Source organism: Ewingella sp. AOP9-I1-14 (genome assembly GCF_052375995.1).
GTDB classification, from domain to species: Bacteria; Pseudomonadota; Gammaproteobacteria; order Enterobacterales; family Enterobacteriaceae; genus Ewingella; species Ewingella allii.
This window is the reverse complement of record NZ_JBQSVA010000002.1, coordinates 818225-833468: the sequence shown is the minus strand read 5'-3', so window position 1 is coordinate 833468 and position 15244 is coordinate 818225. Positions and strand designations below refer to the sequence as shown.

General features: G+C 52.2%; 13 protein-coding genes. 9 read left to right on the top strand and 4 right to left on the bottom strand.

Translation table 11 applies throughout. The features are described from left to right. The first annotated feature begins 19 nt into the window (after nt 1–19). Nucleotides 20–1486 carry an IMP dehydrogenase gene (gene guaB, locus ACT3RT_RS09065; protein ID WP_034788222.1) on the top strand — a complete coding sequence of 489 codons (1467 nt, stop codon included), beginning with the start codon at nt 20–22 and terminating at the stop codon, nt 1484–1486. 225 nt (nt 1487–1711) lie between these two features. Further along, nucleotides 1712–3289 (top strand): glutamine-hydrolyzing GMP synthase, encoded by a 1578-nt coding sequence (guaA, locus tag ACT3RT_RS09060; protein WP_034788227.1) that lies wholly within the window; start codon nt 1712–1714, stop codon nt 3287–3289. A 105-nt stretch (nt 3290–3394) separates the two neighbouring features. On the opposite strand, the gene ACT3RT_RS09055 is transcribed toward guaA, so the two are convergent. The 3 genes from ACT3RT_RS09055 to ACT3RT_RS09045 all read right to left on the bottom strand — a co-directional run bounded on the left by ACT3RT_RS09055 (nt 3395) and on the right by ACT3RT_RS09045 (nt 6787). Then, nucleotides 3395–4825: a 6-phospho-beta-glucosidase gene (locus tag ACT3RT_RS09055; RefSeq protein WP_485901702.1), complete on the bottom strand. Its 1431-nt coding sequence runs from the start codon at nt 4823–4825 to the stop codon at nt 3395–3397. A 14-nt stretch (nt 4826–4839) separates the two neighbouring features. Then, nucleotides 4840–5730, bottom strand: coding sequence for a beta-glucoside kinase BglK (bglK, locus tag ACT3RT_RS09050; protein ID WP_496202836.1), 891 nt, complete (start codon nt 5728–5730; stop codon nt 4840–4842). Nucleotides 5731–6067: 337 nt separating this feature from the next. Continuing rightward, on the bottom strand, nt 6068–6787 hold the full coding sequence (locus ACT3RT_RS09045; protein WP_034788239.1) for a GntR family transcriptional regulator: 720 nt from the start codon (nt 6785–6787) through the stop codon (nt 6068–6070). 197 nt (nt 6788–6984) lie between these two features. Here ACT3RT_RS09045 and ACT3RT_RS09040 point away from each other — a divergent pair, with 197 nt between their 5' ends. From ACT3RT_RS09040 to ACT3RT_RS09025, 4 genes are all read left to right on the top strand, one after another. After that, the gene (locus ACT3RT_RS09040) at nt 6985–7299 is read left to right on the top strand and encodes a PTS sugar transporter subunit IIB (protein WP_353501250.1); all 315 of its coding nucleotides are present in this window, start codon (nt 6985–6987) and stop codon (nt 7297–7299) included. A gap of 170 nt (nt 7300–7469) precedes the next feature. Beyond that, nucleotides 7470–8792: a PTS sugar transporter subunit IIC gene (locus ACT3RT_RS09035; protein ID WP_353501251.1), complete on the top strand. Its 1323-nt coding sequence runs from the start codon at nt 7470–7472 to the stop codon at nt 8790–8792. A gap of 19 nt (nt 8793–8811) precedes the next feature. Continuing rightward, nucleotides 8812–9123 carry a PTS lactose/cellobiose transporter subunit IIA gene (locus ACT3RT_RS09030; protein ID WP_496202835.1) on the top strand — a complete coding sequence of 104 codons (312 nt, stop codon included), beginning with the start codon at nt 8812–8814 and terminating at the stop codon, nt 9121–9123. A gap of 64 nt (nt 9124–9187) precedes the next feature. Next, nucleotides 9188–10861 carry a carbohydrate porin gene (locus ACT3RT_RS09025; protein WP_485901694.1) on the top strand — a complete coding sequence of 558 codons (1674 nt, stop codon included), beginning with the start codon at nt 9188–9190 and terminating at the stop codon, nt 10859–10861. A gap of 62 nt (nt 10862–10923) precedes the next feature. Here ACT3RT_RS09025 and ACT3RT_RS09020 read toward each other — a convergent pair whose 3' ends face one another. Next, nucleotides 10924–11541, bottom strand: a complete 618-nt coding sequence (locus ACT3RT_RS09020; protein ID WP_496202834.1) for a LysE family transporter — start codon at nt 11539–11541, stop codon at nt 10924–10926. Between the two features lie 202 nt (nt 11542–11743). Here ACT3RT_RS09020 and ACT3RT_RS09015 point away from each other — a divergent pair, with 202 nt between their 5' ends. From ACT3RT_RS09015 to ACT3RT_RS09005, 3 genes are all read left to right on the top strand, one after another. Then, a complete protein-coding gene (locus tag ACT3RT_RS09015; protein WP_496202833.1) occupies nt 11744–12664 on the top strand; it encodes a LysR family transcriptional regulator in 921 nt (306 codons plus the stop codon). Nucleotides 12665–12903: 239 nt separating this feature from the next. Then, a complete protein-coding gene (locus ACT3RT_RS09010) occupies nt 12904–14121 on the top strand; it encodes an MFS transporter (RefSeq protein ID WP_485901689.1) in 1218 nt (405 codons plus the stop codon). An 88-nt stretch (nt 14122–14209) separates the two neighbouring features. Next, nucleotides 14210–15205, top strand: coding sequence for a LacI family DNA-binding transcriptional regulator (locus tag ACT3RT_RS09005; protein ID WP_485901687.1), 996 nt, complete (start codon nt 14210–14212; stop codon nt 15203–15205). Nucleotides 15206–15244 lie beyond the last annotated feature (39 nt).

Sequence of the window (15244 nt, the reverse complement as noted above, 5' to 3'; positions counted from 1 at the left end):
CCTTGGTGAGATATTGCCCATGCTACGTATCGCAAAAGAAGCTCTAACGTTCGACGACGTCCTCCTTGTACCAGCTCACTCCACAGTTCTGCCTAATACTGCCGACCTAAGCACTCAGCTGACCGCTAAAATCCGTCTCAATATTCCAATGCTCTCTGCAGCAATGGATACCGTGACTGAAGCGAATCTGGCGATTGCTCTGGCGCAAGAGGGCGGTCTGGGATTCATTCACAAGAACATGTCCATTGAACGTCAGGCCGAAGAAGTTCGCCGCGTTAAGAAGCATGAAAGCGGCGTGGTCGCCGACCCGAAAACGGTCACCCCTTCTACCACCCTGCGTCAAGTTAAAGAACTCACCGAAATCAACGGCTTTGCTGGTTATCCTGTTGTAACCGAAGGCAACGAACTGGTCGGCATCATTACCGGTCGTGACGTGCGCTTCGTGACCGATTTGGAACAGCCAGTGACCGCAGTGATGACCCCGAAAGAGCGTCTGGTGACGGTCAAAGAAGGCGAAGCACGCGAAGTTGTGTTGCAGAAAATGCACGAAAAACGTGTTGAGAAAGCGCTGGTTGTTGACGCGCAATTCCACCTGCTGGGTATGATCACCGTTAAAGACTTCCAGAAAGCGGAACGTAAACCTAACGCCTGTAAAGATGAGCACGGCAGCCTGCGCGTTGGCGCGGCAGTTGGCGCTGGCGAAGGCAACGAAGAGCGTATCGACGCACTGGTTGCAGCGGGCGTTGACGTCCTGCTGATCGACTCCTCACACGGCCACTCCGAAGGCGTTCTTTCCCGTATTCGCGCAACTCGCGCTAAATATCCAGACTTGGAAATCATCGGCGGTAACGTGGCGACCGGCGCTGGCGCACTGGCGCTGGTGGAAGCTGGCGTGAGCGCGGTGAAAGTGGGTATCGGCCCTGGCTCAATCTGTACCACGCGTATTGTGACCGGCGTGGGCGTTCCACAAATCACTGCCGTTTCTGACGCAGTGGCTGCGCTGGAAGGCACCGGTATTCCGGTTATCGCTGACGGCGGTATCCGCTTCTCTGGCGACATCGCTAAAGCTATCGCCGCTGGCGCAAGCTGCGTGATGGTTGGCGGCATGCTGGCTGGTACTGAAGAATCACCGGGCGAAATCGAGCTGTACCAAGGCCGTGCATTCAAATCTTATCGCGGCATGGGTTCTCTGGGCGCGATGTCCAAAGGCTCTTCTGACCGTTATTTCCAGACGGATAACGCCGCTGACAAACTGGTGCCGGAAGGTATCGAAGGTCGCGTAGCCTATAAAGGCCGTCTGAAAGAGATCGTTCACCAGCAAATGGGTGGTCTGCGCTCATGTATGGGCCTGACCGGTTGTGGTACTATCCACGACCTGCGTACCAAGGCTGAATTTGTTCGCATCAGCGGTGCGGGGATTCAGGAGAGTCATGTTCATGATGTGACTATCACCAAGGAATCGCCGAACTACCGCATGGGTTCCTAACCCCATCGGCGCTGCTGCGCGTTGGTGATGCTGCGTTGGAAGTCGGCTTAAAATGCTCATTTACTTATGTAAACTGCGCTTTTTCGCCAACTTCCGCCTTGCCTCACCTTAGCTCGCGAGCGCCTTGTATCGAGTTATAAAGTAAGATTTTCCAGTCCGGCTTACACCGGACTGATTAATATTCCGTTTTTAATGCTTTTATTGCTTTCTGGAAAACGCCCCCTCATGAGCGAAAATATTCACAAGCACCGTATCCTGATCCTCGATTTCGGCTCCCAGTACACCCAACTTGTTGCACGCCGCGTGCGTGAGCTGGGCGTGTATTGCGAACTCTGGGCTTGGGACGTAACCGAAGCCCAAATCCGCGAATTCAATCCGAACGGTATTATCCTGTCCGGTGGCCCGGAAAGTACTACCGCCACCGACAGCCCGCGCGCACCGGACTACGTGTTCGAAGCTGGCGTACCGGTTCTCGGCGTATGCTACGGCATGCAGACCATGGCAATGCAACTTGGCGGCCATGTTGAAGGTTCCAACGAGCGTGAGTTCGGCTATGCGCAGGTTGAAGTTCAGACCGAAAGCGCGCTGATCCGCGACATTCAGGACGCTCTGAGCGACAGCGCCAAGCCGCTGCTCGACGTGTGGATGAGCCACGGCGATAAAGTCACCGCTATCCCGTCTGACTTCGTGACCGTTGCCAGCACCGATACCTGCCCATTTGCCATTATGGCTAACGAGGAAAAACGCTTCTACGGCGTACAGTTCCACCCAGAAGTGACGCACACCCGTCAGGGCCTGCGCATTCTGGAGCGTTTCGTGATGGACATCTGCCAGTGCGAAGCCCTGTGGACGCCGGCTAAAATCATCGAAGACGCCGTTGAACGCCTGCGCGAGCAAGTGGGCAACGACCATGTGATCCTCGGCCTGTCCGGCGGCGTTGACTCTTCCGTTACTGCCATGCTGCTGCATCGCGCCATCGGCGACCGTCTGACCTGTGTGTTTGTCGACAACGGCCTGCTGCGTCTGAACGAGGCCGATCAGGTGCTGGAAATGTTCGGCGACCGTTTCGGTCTGAACATCGTTCACGTGGCGGCGGAAGATCGCTTCCTGTCTGCTCTGGCCGGCGTTGATGAGCCAGAGGCTAAGCGTAAAATCATTGGTCGCGTGTTCGTTGAAGTGTTCGACGAAGAAGCCTGCAAACAAGAAGAAGTGAAATGGCTGGCACAGGGCACCATCTACCCTGACGTGATTGAGTCTGCGGCCTCTGCCACCGGCAAAGCGCACGTCATCAAGTCACACCACAACGTGGGTGGCCTGCCGAAAGAGATGAAACTGGGTCTGGTTGAGCCGCTGAAAGAGCTGTTCAAAGACGAAGTGCGCAAAATCGGTCTGGAACTCGGCCTGCCGTACGACATGCTGTACCGCCACCCGTTCCCGGGTCCAGGTTTAGGTGTTCGCGTACTGGGCGAAGTGAAGAAAGAGTACTGCGACCTGCTGCGTCGCGCCGATGCTATCTTCATCGAAGAGCTGCATAAAGCCGACCTGTACAACAAAGTCAGCCAAGCTTTCACCGTCTTCCTGCCAGTTCGCTCTGTCGGCGTAATGGGCGATGGCCGTAAATACGACTGGGTTGTTTCACTGCGCGCAGTAGAAACCATCGACTTCATGACCGCGCACTGGGCGCACCTGCCGTACGATTTCCTCGGCCGCTGCTCCAACCGCATCATCAACGAAGTCGACGGCATCTCCCGCGTGGTTTACGACATCTCCGGTAAACCGCCAGCTACGATTGAGTGGGAATAACCCCCCAACCGCAGCCAGCCTGACGGCGTTCAAATAAAACGAAAGCCCGCAATCGCGGGCTTTTTTTTGTACTGAATTCAGCAAGCAGCCATCAACCATCAACAATCAGAGCTTTTCGCCGTTGGTGGCAATCACCTCTTTATACCAGTTAAAGGACTTCTTACGGCTGCGGTTCAGAGTGCCGTTGCCGTCATTGTCTTTATCGACGTAGATCAGGCCGTAGCGTTTTTTCATCTCGCCGGTACCGGCGGAGACCAAATCGATACATCCCCACGGCGTATAACCCATCAGCTCGACGCCGTCCTCGACCACGGCTTTCTTCATTTCGGCAATATGAGCGGACATATAGTCGATGCGGTACTGGTCATTGACCGTGCCGTCGCTCTCTTGCACGTCAATCGCGCCGAAGCCGTTTTCCACGATAAACAGCGGCAGTTGATAGTGATCCCAGAACCAGTTCAGCGAATAGCGCAGGCCGACGGGGTCAATCTGCCAGCCCCAGTCGGACTTCTGGACATAAGGGTTAGAGACCAGACTCTTGGTTTCGTCGTAATCCAGCTGCGGGTTGTCGTCAGTGGCTTTGGTAGCAAACGACATGTAGTAGCTAAAGCCGATATAGTCGACGCAGCCCTGTTTGAGTGCCGCCAGATCGTTCTCGGTGATATCTAGCTCGAAGCCCCGGCGTTCGAAATATTTCAGCAGGTGCTGAGGATATTCGCCGCGCACATGAACATCGGTGAACCAGTAGCGGCGGTGCATCGCGGTCATCGCCATCATCATATCGCGCGGCGCACAGGTCAGCGGGTAGATAGGGCACATGGCTATCATGCAGCCAACCTGCAAATCTGGGTTAATGGCCTTGGCGGCGCTGACGGCAAGCGCACTGGCGACCAGCTCGTAATGGGCGGCCTGATACATCACCGGCTCGCGATCTTCCCCCGCGACATACTTCAACCCGGAGTTGGTGAAGGGGGCGAAATCTTCGTGATAGTTGGCCTGATTATTGATCTCGTTGAAGGTCATCCAGTACTTCACTTTGTGCTGGTAGCGCGTAAACACTACTTTGGAAAAGCGCACGAAGAAGTCGATCAGCTTGCGATTGCGCCAGCCGCCGTACTCGGCCACCAAGTGATAAGGCATCTCGAAGTGCGACAGGGTGATCACTGGCTCAATGCCGTGTTTCAGGCACTCGTCGAACAGGTCATCGTAAAATTGCAGGCCCGCCTCGTTTGGCTCTAACTCATCCCCCTGTGGGAAGATGCGCGTCCAGGCAATGGAGGTGCGGAAGCATTTAAACCCCAGCTCGGCGAACAGCGCGATATCTTCTTTATAGCGATGATAAAAATCGATGGCTTGGTGGTTAGGGTAGTTTTTGCCCGGCAACACGCCATCGGTGATCACGCGCGGGACGCCGTGCGCGCCAGCGGTCATGACGTCAGCCACGCTGACCCCTTTGCCACCTTCTTTCCAACCTCCTTCCAGCTGGTGCGCGGCCACCGCGCCTCCCCACAGAAATCCTTCTTTGAATCCGGACATATTCTTTCCCTCAATTAGAGATCGCTTATCGGCGACCGATACTGTTGATTGAAATGGTAGACCGCGCCGATGAGTCCGGCGTCATTGCCGTGGCTGACGATATCGACATAATCATCAATCCCGAACCAGGCCAGATGTTGACGAAGTAACGCAAGAAATCCGGGGCGCTCAACAATGCCGCCGCCCACCAGAATGATTTGGGGATCAAACAAATTCACCAGGTTGTAGAGGCCGCTGCCGATATCATTCAAAAACTCGGACACCAAGCGCTGGCAGACGACGTCCCCGGCCTCGTAGCAGTCGAAGATCTCCTCTCCGCTCACCTCATTGAGCGACTTACCAACGTGCCCTGCGTAGTTCTGGCGCAGAGTGCGCAGGGTGCAATTGTCATTCATGGTGTACTGGCGAACATCGCGCGGGCCTGGGCGCTCGGTCAGCATGTAACCGAATTCTCCGGCGCGAAATCGGGCACCGTGAACCAGCTGGTTATTGCAAAAAATAGCCCCGCCGATGCCCGTGCCGATGGTCAGCACCAAAAAGTTAGCCATCTCGGTGGCCTTGCCTTGCCAACGCTCGGCAAGTAGCGCGCAGTTGGCGTCATTTTCGATGGCGACGGGAAGCTGCGTTTGCTGCTCGAGCCACTCTTTCATGGCGAAATTATCAAAGCGGCGAATGGCTCCGCCCATTTCGATAAAGCCGGTATGAGGATTCACATAACCCGGCGCGCTGATGGCGATCCCTTCACAGTCAGGATGCGCCGCGACCCATTGCACCATCGCCTGTAAAATCTGTTCTCCGTCGCTGTCGTTAATGGGCTGGTTGGCCTTTTCTTGTACTTTTCCATCAGAGGTAAGGACGCCCATTTTTAACGCCGTGCCACCAATATCAAATGCGGCAATCTTCATGTGGTTAATTCCTTCTGAGTTTTTATTTCTGCACAGTGAAAGAATTCAATCTTATTTATTTTTAATTATTCGTTCTGAAAGCGAATAAAAGCTTAATCAATTGAAAGGAGGGTAGGCAAGGTTGTGCCTCATCTTGAATTGCACCTCTTTTGCACCTCTTTAACAGTAGGTTATACAAAGAGTTATGTCTTCTTTCAGGGGCTTAAAGGAGGGAGGTTCATTTATTATCTGATTTATGCACCACTTTTTTGAGCGGAACTGTGATCAATATGACGCTAGGGGACCAAACCCAAGCGTCGGATTTGGTCGATTAAATTAAATAACTTTTATTGAGCCATTAAGCTGGCTGGCGGGCCATCTTGCGCGGAAGGAAATACTTCACTTGGAATTCAAACACATTGGTATAGAGGATGGAAAAATCGATGGGCGCATGGTTGGCATCAACAGATTGGGTTTCCATTCTGATAATTGGATCCCGGACGCTGATATTGAGCATTTTGGCCACTTCGAGGGGAGGAAGCACGGGGTGGAGTGATTCATAGCAGCCGTGTATTTTGACGCCACACTCATGCTCGATATAGAAAAACTTGGATTTTTTCATATGGTTAATCGTCAAATCTGGGAAGCGATTAACCGAAAGCCACGTCTCCTCCAGTTGCATCGGAACATTGTCGATGTAACGCAACCGTTTGGCATAATAAACCGGTTCGCCGATAGCTAAATGCAGGCGACTGGCAATGTCCTCGGAGGCTTGCTGCAATTCAAATCTCAGGACCTGACTGGTCGGTTTTTTCCCTTCGCTTTTGGCAATTTCGGTAAAACTGTCCAGGTGGGTGACCGAGGCTTGAAAATGTTTATTGCGCAGATAGGTGCCCGAGCCGTGCCTGCGCTCAATAAGCTCTTCATCTTCAAGAACTTTCAGCGCCTTTCTCATGGTATTTCGCGACACATTATAAAGTTTAGCCAGCTCTATTTCCGCCGGAAAGATATCGCCAATATTGTATGTCGGACTACTAATTCTTTTTTTTAGTAAGTTCACAATATCTTTGTATACCACTTTTGAACCTCCTTAATTCTTTATAAAACAGTAAACTACAAGTTTCCGAGACAAAAAATTAATCACACGTTCATTTTTATCGATTTTTTTAAACAACTCCGCTCTTACTAACTGTGATCGCAATGGCAATTTCTTTCATTGAAATTCATTAAGTTACCCGACGGGTAGACCATCAACATATATTAATTGGGTGACAAATGAAGAATATTTTATTGGTATGCGCTGCTGGCATGTCCACCAGTATGCTGGTCAAGCGAATGAGAGAACACGCCGAGGCGGGAAACGTTGCTGTAAATATCGACGCTTTTTCCGTTCCTGAGGCCAAGGAAAAAATAAAAAGAAATGAGGCTGACGTTGTCCTATTAGGACCGCAGGTTCGCTTCCAAAAAAGTGAAATAGAAACTGCTGCTCAAGGGAAAATCCCCGTTGCGGTGATCGATATGAAACATTATGGGCAGATGGATGGTAAAGCCGTTTTAGAGAGTGCTTTAGCGCTTTTGTCAGGCAACTAAACTATTACGCTGTAGATAATTAAAAAATAAATTAAATTTCACCGAGGTGTATTTCGGTGATTGCTTATGGACACAATATAGTCAGGCGGCTTTTAAAAATATAATGCCTGATTTTATCAACTGATCAAAGTGCACGTTTAATAATTCATTCTACTATAAAAGGACTCATCATGAGTTTAATGAATGCCTTTGAACGCGGTATGGAGAAGATCCTTGTTCCAATCGCGATTAAATTAAATTCTCAGATACACGTCTCTGCTATTCGCGATGCGTTTATTTTGTCATTCCCCATCGTAATGGCAAGCTCCCTTATCGTGTTAATTAACTTTGCGATTCTCTCGCCGGAAGGCTTTATTGCTTCTATTCTGCATTTGGGGACGATATTCCCGAATTTAGCCGAAGCACAAAATATCTTTGCGCCGGTGATGAATGGCTCGGTGAATATCATGTCCATTATGATCACCTTTCTGGTAGCAAGAAATATCGCGATTAGCTATCAGCAGGATGACCTATTATGTGGTCTGACGGCCATCGGCGCTTTCTTTGTGGTTTATACCCCTTATCATATGGAAGGGGAGCAAGCCTATTTAACCACGCAATATCTGGGTCCACAGGGGCTATTTGTTGCCATTATAGTGGCGATGCTAACCAGCGAGATTTTCTGCCGTCTGGCGCGCAACCCTAAAATTACCATCACCATGCCGGACACGGTTCCGCCAGCCGTGGCGCGCTCCTTTAAAGTCCTTATCCCCATTTTCTTCGTGATGGTGTTTTTCTCGGTGGTTAACTACTGCTTGACGAAAATATCACCCAATGGCCTGAACGAGCTAATTTACAACTTCATTCAAGCCCCGCTGAAAAATATGGGCACCAATATCGTTACGGTTCTAATACTTGGCGTGGTGGCTAACTTCCTGTGGGTGCTGGGAATTCATGGCCCGAACACCGTAGCGGCGGTCCGTGAAACGATTTTCTCCGAAGCCAATCTGGAAAATCTCTCTTTCGCCGCCAACAACGGCACCACTTGGGGCGCACCATATCCCATCACCTGGGGCGGCATTAACGATGCCTTCGCCAACTATGGTGGTTCGGGCATGACGCTGGGTCTGGTGCTGGCGATTTTTATTGCCTCGCGCCGCGCTGATTATCGCGATATGGCAAAAATGGCCTTTGTGCCAGGGTTGTTTAATATCAATGAGCCGATTATTTTTGGCCTGCCCATCGTGCTTAACCCCATTCTTATTATTCCCTTTATTATGGCGCCGTTTGTTAACTCCATTGTTGGCTATTTCTTTGTGAGCTTGGAAATTATCCCGCCAATTGCTTATGCCGTCCCTTGGACAACGCCCGGACCGCTAATTGCATTCTTTGGGACAGGAGGGAACTGGATGGCGCTATTTGTCGGCATGCTCTGCCTGGCGATATCGACGTTAATTTATTTACCTTTCGTCATCGCTGCAAATAAGGTTAACGCCGCGCAGGCAGCACAATAATAGATCAAGGAGAAGCAAGATGTTTGCTGATGAAAGTACCGTTATGGAGTTACTTATCTACGCCGGTCAGGCGCGTTCCGATGCCATGGAGGCGATACGTGCCTCACGCCAAAAATTATGGGACGAGGCTGAACAGCTAATGGCCTCGTCGGAAGCGGCCTGTCGCGAGGCACACAAAATCCAAACAGCGCTTATTGGGCTGGATGAAGGTTGCGGAAAAATAAACGTCAACCTGATTCTGGTTCATGCTCAAGACCATTTAATGACCGCCATGCTGTGTCAGGATTTAGCAAAAGAGATTATTAGTTTACGAAAAGAAGTCTTTGCTTAATTTCACCCGCCTTTAGTCGTAAAGGCTAAAGGCAAAATAATAACTATATTTCTGGGATACTATAATGCATTCAAGTTCATTGAAAGTTAGATTATTATATTTATCAATCCTTCTTGCTTTATCCTCTACTGATGCCACGGCTGCTAAATTAACCGTTGAACAGCGCCTTGAACTTCTAGAAAATCAATTATCAGAGAATAAATCAGAGCTTAAAAAAACGCAGGCAGAGCTGGCGGTTTATAAAGATAGAGTGACGCTTTTACAAGGTGGCGCTCAAGGGAATAAACCAACAGTAGAATCTCCGACCACACAAACAGCACTTTCACCGGTGGCGGACAATATCAAAAATGAAAATAATGAGATTGGTACCGCGCCAGCGCGAACGCCGGTGAAAGGATCGCAGAGCGTCGCGGTAGTGAATAACGATGGCGGGAAAACCAGCGTTGAAAACGTCACCCTGACTGACATCAGTAAATTCGTTAAAGAGGATATCGGATTCAGCTACGAGGGTTATTTCCGCTCCGGCTGGGCGGCCTCTAATCGCGGATCGGCACAAACTTATGCCGCAGGCTCGCTGGGCCGTTTCGGCAACGAAATGAGCGGCTGGTTCGATTTAACCCTCAACCAGCGCGTCTATAATCAGGACGGAAAAACCGCCAACGCCATCGTCACCTATGATGGCAACGTCGGCGAGCAGTATAACGATGCCTGGTTTGGCGATACCAATAATGAAAATATCCTGCAATTCAGCGATATATTCCTGACCACCCGAGGATTCCTGCCATTTGCCCAAGAGGCTGATTTTTGGGTAGGCAAACATAAATTGCCGGAATACGAAATCCAAATGCTTGACTGGAAATCGTTAACTACCGACGTCGCCGCCGCCGTGGGGATTCAAAACTGGGACTTGGGGCCGGGCCAGTTAGACGCGTCACTGAGCCGTAATGACGTGGATGTTTATTCGCGGGATTTCAACCGCACCACGCAGATGAACACCAACTCAGTGGACTTACGCTATCGCAATATTCCGCTGTGGCAGGATGGCTCGCTGTCACTGATGGCGAAATATGCTTTCGCCAATAAAACTGACGAACAGAAGGACAACGAAGACAGTGGCGACTTCTTTAAGCTGAAAGACACCTGGATGACCACCGCCATCGTGCGCCAAGAGCTGCCTCGCGACGCATTCAACGAGTTCACGCTACAGGTGGCCAATAACTCCTATGCTAGCAGTTTCGCCAACTTCTCTGGGGCCAGCAACTCCATGGCGCAGGGGCGTTACTACTATGGCGACCAAACCAACGGCATCGCATGGCGCCTGATCTCGCAGGGGGAAATGTATCTCGCCGACAGAATCATCATGGCTAACGCGCTGGTCTGGTCGCACGGCAGTGATGTCTATAGCTATGAGAGCGGGGCGCACAGCGACTTCAACAGCTTCCGCGCTGCCGTTCGCCCGGCATGGATTTGGGATACCTGGAACCAAACCGGCGTCGAGTTAAGCTGGTTTACCCAGAAAAACAAAACCGAACAGGGTGAAGACCTGAAAGAGTCTGGCTATAAAACCACGCTCTACCACGCGCTGAAAGTCGGCCCAAGCCTGCTCGGCTCCCGCCCAGAAATCCGTTTCTACGGCACTTATCTCAGCATTCTGGACAACGAACTGTCGCAGTTCAGATTCAATGACAACAGCAAAAACGAGTTCATGGCCGGGGTGCAAGCCGAGGTGTGGTGGTGATGGTTTGGTAAACTGTTTAGCCCGCAAATGCGGGCTTTTTTATGCCTTCCTTCACGCCAGCTTCAATTAAAAAACGCCAGCTTTATCGCGAAGATAGTGAGGAACAGCCCGGCGGTTTTCTCCAGCAGGAAGATCATGCCGGGGCGGGCTTTGACCGTTTCGGCGAGGGATGAGGTCAGGGCAATCATTATGGCACCGTAGAGTAGCGTCAGTACCGCGGCGGTGCCCGCCAGCGTGGCGAAAGTCAGCAGGCCCTGGCTGTGAACCGGGTCGATAAACAGCGGCAAGAACATCACGTAAAATAGAATCGGTTTGGGGTTAGTGAGGGTAATAACCATGCCTTGCAGGAAAGGCGTTCTCTTGCGCGTTACCGGCGGTGGTGGGGCGGTGGCGCGCGATTTCATCAGCAGTTGTATACCCAGCCACAAGAGGTAAGCCGCCCCCAGCCATTTGATAGCCTGAAACACATGGGGAGAGGATTCCAGCAGGGCTGCCACGCCTGCAATCGCCAGCCACAGCAGCACCTGATCGCCGAAAATGATTCCAAACAGGCTGAGCAATCCGCTGCGCGCCCCGCCTTTACTGGTGCTGGTGATCAGTACTAGATTGCCCGGCCCTGGGATAATTAACATAAAAATGAATGACAGGATGAAAGTCCCGTAGTTGATAATGCCCGGCATACTCAGATGTCCTTTAAAAATCCATTGCGTAAGGTGATTTCTTATTGGTTTGGTTTTACAGAGAGAGGAGTAACACTCCCGCTCTGCCTACATCATGAAAATCCCTCCCATGACCGGCAACCGAAAATCGTGATATGTTTGATGTTTCTATGAAGAAATTCGATTTGTCATTGCAAACTGATCCTGAGAACTGACTGACACAATGTCCAAGATAAAGCTCAATCAGCTGGAAATGTTGATTGCTGTAGTGGAAAACAACGGTTTTAGCGCCGCTGCTGCGGTATTAGGCTGCACGCAGTCGCGCATCAGTCACGCCATTGCCGAGCTGGAGCAGCACCTCAAGACTAGACTGTTACACCGTTCCCGCACCGGATGTGTGCCGACTCCGGCTTGTACTCGCATCCTGCAAGATGCGCAAAAAGTGATGCAACTGCTGGCGGGCATTGAGCAAGTCGCCGCAGAGATGCCGCAAATCGCTGGCCGACTGCGCGTCGCCTGCTTTCGCAGCGCGACGGCTTATATCCTGCCACCCTGTCTGGAAGCGTTGGCGAAGTCGTGGCCGGACATTCATCTGGACATTGATGATAGCGCCACCGAGTACCACCACATCGACGAAGCCGTGGCGTCGGGCCGCGCCGATATTGGTGTGACGATAAACGGTCAGTTGCCCGATATGCACAGCGTGCCCTATGTCAGCGACCCTTATGTGTTGATGATCCCGCGCTCGTTCCGGCTAAAACATCCGTTAAGCTGGCAGCAGCTGGAAACTCTGCCTTTCATCCAGCCCAGCGTGAATACATTGACCACGGTGATTGAACGATGTCGTGAAATGGGCCTGCGCAATGAGGCCACGCACAAACTTGCCAGCGATAGCGGCATTGTTGGGCTGGTAAATCAGGGGATTGGTTTTTCGGTTATGCCGTGGCTGTCGGTGCTGCCGGTGCCTGAAAATATCCGTATTCTGGAGTTGCCTCAGCCCTTGCGCCGCCACTCTTACATCATAACTCGCGCCGAAAATCGCCACGACCGGCTTATCTCAACCCTGATTAATTTCCTACGAGATAAATCCCTGATCCTCACCACCAGCGTCTGGCGCTCCGGGATGATGGCCTTGGATTATTGATAATGCCCTCGAGCAATGAGGGCCTTTCTCCTCAGGTCGAAGTTCATTACCCGCTAAAACTGTGTTCTCCCGACTAGTCATTTTATGCCTTTGGTGTCTTTTTAGCCGCTCCCCTCATTGTGTAACGCGTTACACCTAATCTAAGATGCCACGACAGTGAAAGGTGAGCGCCGTCAAGTTTTGCAGACTGAAACGCCGTCGTGCCGCCTGCTGAGCATCCTCAACATTTGATGAATCCTATGAACTCAACTTCAACATCAACTGATTCACAGACTGCGATTCACCCTGCGTGGGGCGCGGTATTCGCTATGGCGATGGGCGTTTTCAGTCTGGTCACGGCGGAGTTTTTGCCTGCCAGTTTATTAACCCCGATGGCAATCGGACTGCATATGTCAGAAGGGTTGGCAGGGCAGGCCGTGACCACCACGGCGGCGGTGGCGTTGGTCACCAGCCTGCTGATTTCAGCCGCGACCAAGGGTATTGATCGCAAATACGTGCTGCTGGCTTTCTCATTGCTGCTAGTGGTCGCTAACCTGTTCGTGGCGCTGGCGAATGGCTTTACTGCCGTGTTGATTGGCCGAGTGCTGTTGGGTGTCGCGCTGGGCGGTTTTTGGACCATGGCCGCGGCCACGACAATGCGACTGGTGCCTGAAGATAAAGTGCCAAGGGCGCTGTCGATCATCTTTAGCGGCGTGTCCGTTGCCACTATCGCGGCGGCGCCGATGGGTAGCTACTTCGGCAATCTGTTCGGCTGGCGCAGCGTGTTTTTCGCTGCCAGCGCGCTCGGCGCGGTGACTTTTGTCGCCCAGTTGCTGACCCTGCCTTCACTGCCCGCTAAAGGCAGCGCCGGGTTGAAAACGATTATCGACGTGCTGCGCCGTCCCTCGGTCGGCATTGCTATGGTGGCGACCATTCTGGTCTTCACCGGCCACTTTATTTTCTTCACCTATATGCGGGCTGCTTTGGAGCAGGCGGCAGGTGTCGGCGTGAATACGCTGTCGGCGATTCTGTTGGGCTTTGGGGTAGCGAACTTTATCGGCACGGCGCTGGCTGGCCGAGTGCTTGAGCATCGGCTGCGTTTAATGCTGATTGCCATGCCCGCGCTGATGGCCGTTCTTGCGGCTCTGTTAGCGCTCTTCGGCTCATCTTCGGTGCTGGACTTCGTGCTGGTGGCGCTGTGGGGCATGGCCTTTGGTGGCGTTCCCGTTGCCTGGTCAACCTGGGTAACGCGCGCAGTGCCCGACGAAGCAGAAAGCGCCGGTGGTCTGATTGTGGCGGCGATTCAGTTGGCCATCAGCCTCGGTGCGGCCTTTGGTGGAGTGATGTTTGACCTCAACGGGGCCAACGGCATCTTCTCCTCTTCGGCGGTGATCTTACTGCTCGCCATGCTGCTGATTATGTACAGCGTACCCTCAAAAGCACCGGCACAGGGCGCCAAAGCCCAGAGTTTTCATTGAGTAAACTGCGAGAGGCGTGATCGTTTTTGCACCTGGAGACATGTTATCCTGCGACTGTTTCAAGACCTTTATCTCAAGAGAAGGCAACATGAGCAGGATAAACATACGGCAAGTGGCGAAGGCTGCGGGTGTTTCGACCGCGACTGTATCGCGGGTGATTAATGGCACCGGGCCGGTAAAGCCAGAAACTCGTGAAAAAGTCATGCGCGTCGTTGAGCAGGAAGGCTTTTATCCTAATCGTCTCGGTCAAAAGTTGAGGAATTCCCACAGCGGCATGCTGTTGGTAATGGTTTCAAGTATTGGCAATCCGTTCTGTGCGCTGGTGGTCTGCGGAATCGAGTCCGAGGCCGAGCGGCGCGGATATCACATCATTCTGTGCAATTCAGAATCCAGCCCGCAGCGGGAAGCCGCCTACCTGAAGTTGCTGCACGAGCGCACCGTGGACGGCGTGATCACCATGGATGCCACCACCCAAATTGATGCGCTGAAAGAGCATATTGGCCACCACCCTTGGGTGCAGTGTGGTGAGTACAAGCAGGGCGCTGCGCCTTTTGTTTCTATCGATAGTTATTCCGCTGCCCGTGCCGCCGTCGACCATTTAGTTCAATCCGGCAAAAAGCGTATCGCGATGATCAGCGCCCGCGAAGGCTATAAGTACGCGCAAGAGCGTGAGCAGGGCTATCTCGACAGTCTCGCCGAGGCCGGGCTGTCATGGCATAAAATTGTTCATGCCCGCAATGTAATGAGCTTCACCGACGGGGCATCGGCCTATGAGGCGCTGACGTCAGGCGATGAGCCTTGCGATGCGATTTTTGGGATCTCAGATATCCTGGCCTGTGGCGCATTGAACGCCGCAGTTAAAGCAGGTAAAGCCATTCCCGATCAACTGGCGCTGGTGGGTTTTGACGGCGTGCCCTGTTCTGAAATCACATTGCCAATGCTAACCACTATTCAGCAGCCGATGTTGGAGATGGGGTGTAGAAGCGCGGGATTGTTAATCGATCAGATTGAAGGGAAGGCGTTGACCAGCCACGAAAGCGAGCTTCTTCTCCCTTGGAATCTGGTTCCGAGGGATTCCACCTAATAAAGCCAGTGGTGTTTGTGCCGCCATTCGTGACTGTTT

Bases quoted from the DNA above. Each gene is read 5' to 3' on its own strand.
- guaB (WP_034788222.1), top strand. From the start codon at position 20: ATGCTACGTATCGCAAAAGAAGCTCTAACGTTCGACGACGTCCTCCTT.
- guaA (WP_034788227.1), top strand. From the start codon at position 1,712: ATGAGCGAAAATATTCACAAGCACCGTATCCTGATCCTCGATTTCGGC.
- ACT3RT_RS09055 (WP_485901702.1), bottom strand. From the start codon at position 4,825: ATGTCCGGATTCAAAGAAGGATTTCTGTGGGGAGGCGCGGTGGCCGCG.
- bglK (WP_496202836.1), bottom strand. From the start codon at position 5,730: ATGAAGATTGCCGCATTTGATATTGGTGGCACGGCGTTAAAAATGGGC.
- ACT3RT_RS09040 (WP_353501250.1), top strand. From the start codon at position 6,985: ATGAAGAATATTTTATTGGTATGCGCTGCTGGCATGTCCACCAGTATG.
- ACT3RT_RS09035 (WP_353501251.1), top strand. From the start codon at position 7,470: ATGAGTTTAATGAATGCCTTTGAACGCGGTATGGAGAAGATCCTTGTT.
- ACT3RT_RS09030 (WP_496202835.1), top strand. From the start codon at position 8,812: ATGTTTGCTGATGAAAGTACCGTTATGGAGTTACTTATCTACGCCGGT.
- ACT3RT_RS09025 (WP_485901694.1), top strand. From the start codon at position 9,188: ATGCATTCAAGTTCATTGAAAGTTAGATTATTATATTTATCAATCCTT.
- ACT3RT_RS09020 (WP_496202834.1), bottom strand. From the start codon at position 11,541: ATGCCGGGCATTATCAACTACGGGACTTTCATCCTGTCATTCATTTTT.
- ACT3RT_RS09015 (WP_496202833.1), top strand. From the start codon at position 11,744: ATGTCCAAGATAAAGCTCAATCAGCTGGAAATGTTGATTGCTGTAGTG.
- ACT3RT_RS09010 (WP_485901689.1), top strand. From the start codon at position 12,904: ATGAACTCAACTTCAACATCAACTGATTCACAGACTGCGATTCACCCT.
- ACT3RT_RS09005 (WP_485901687.1), top strand. From the start codon at position 14,210: ATGAGCAGGATAAACATACGGCAAGTGGCGAAGGCTGCGGGTGTTTCG.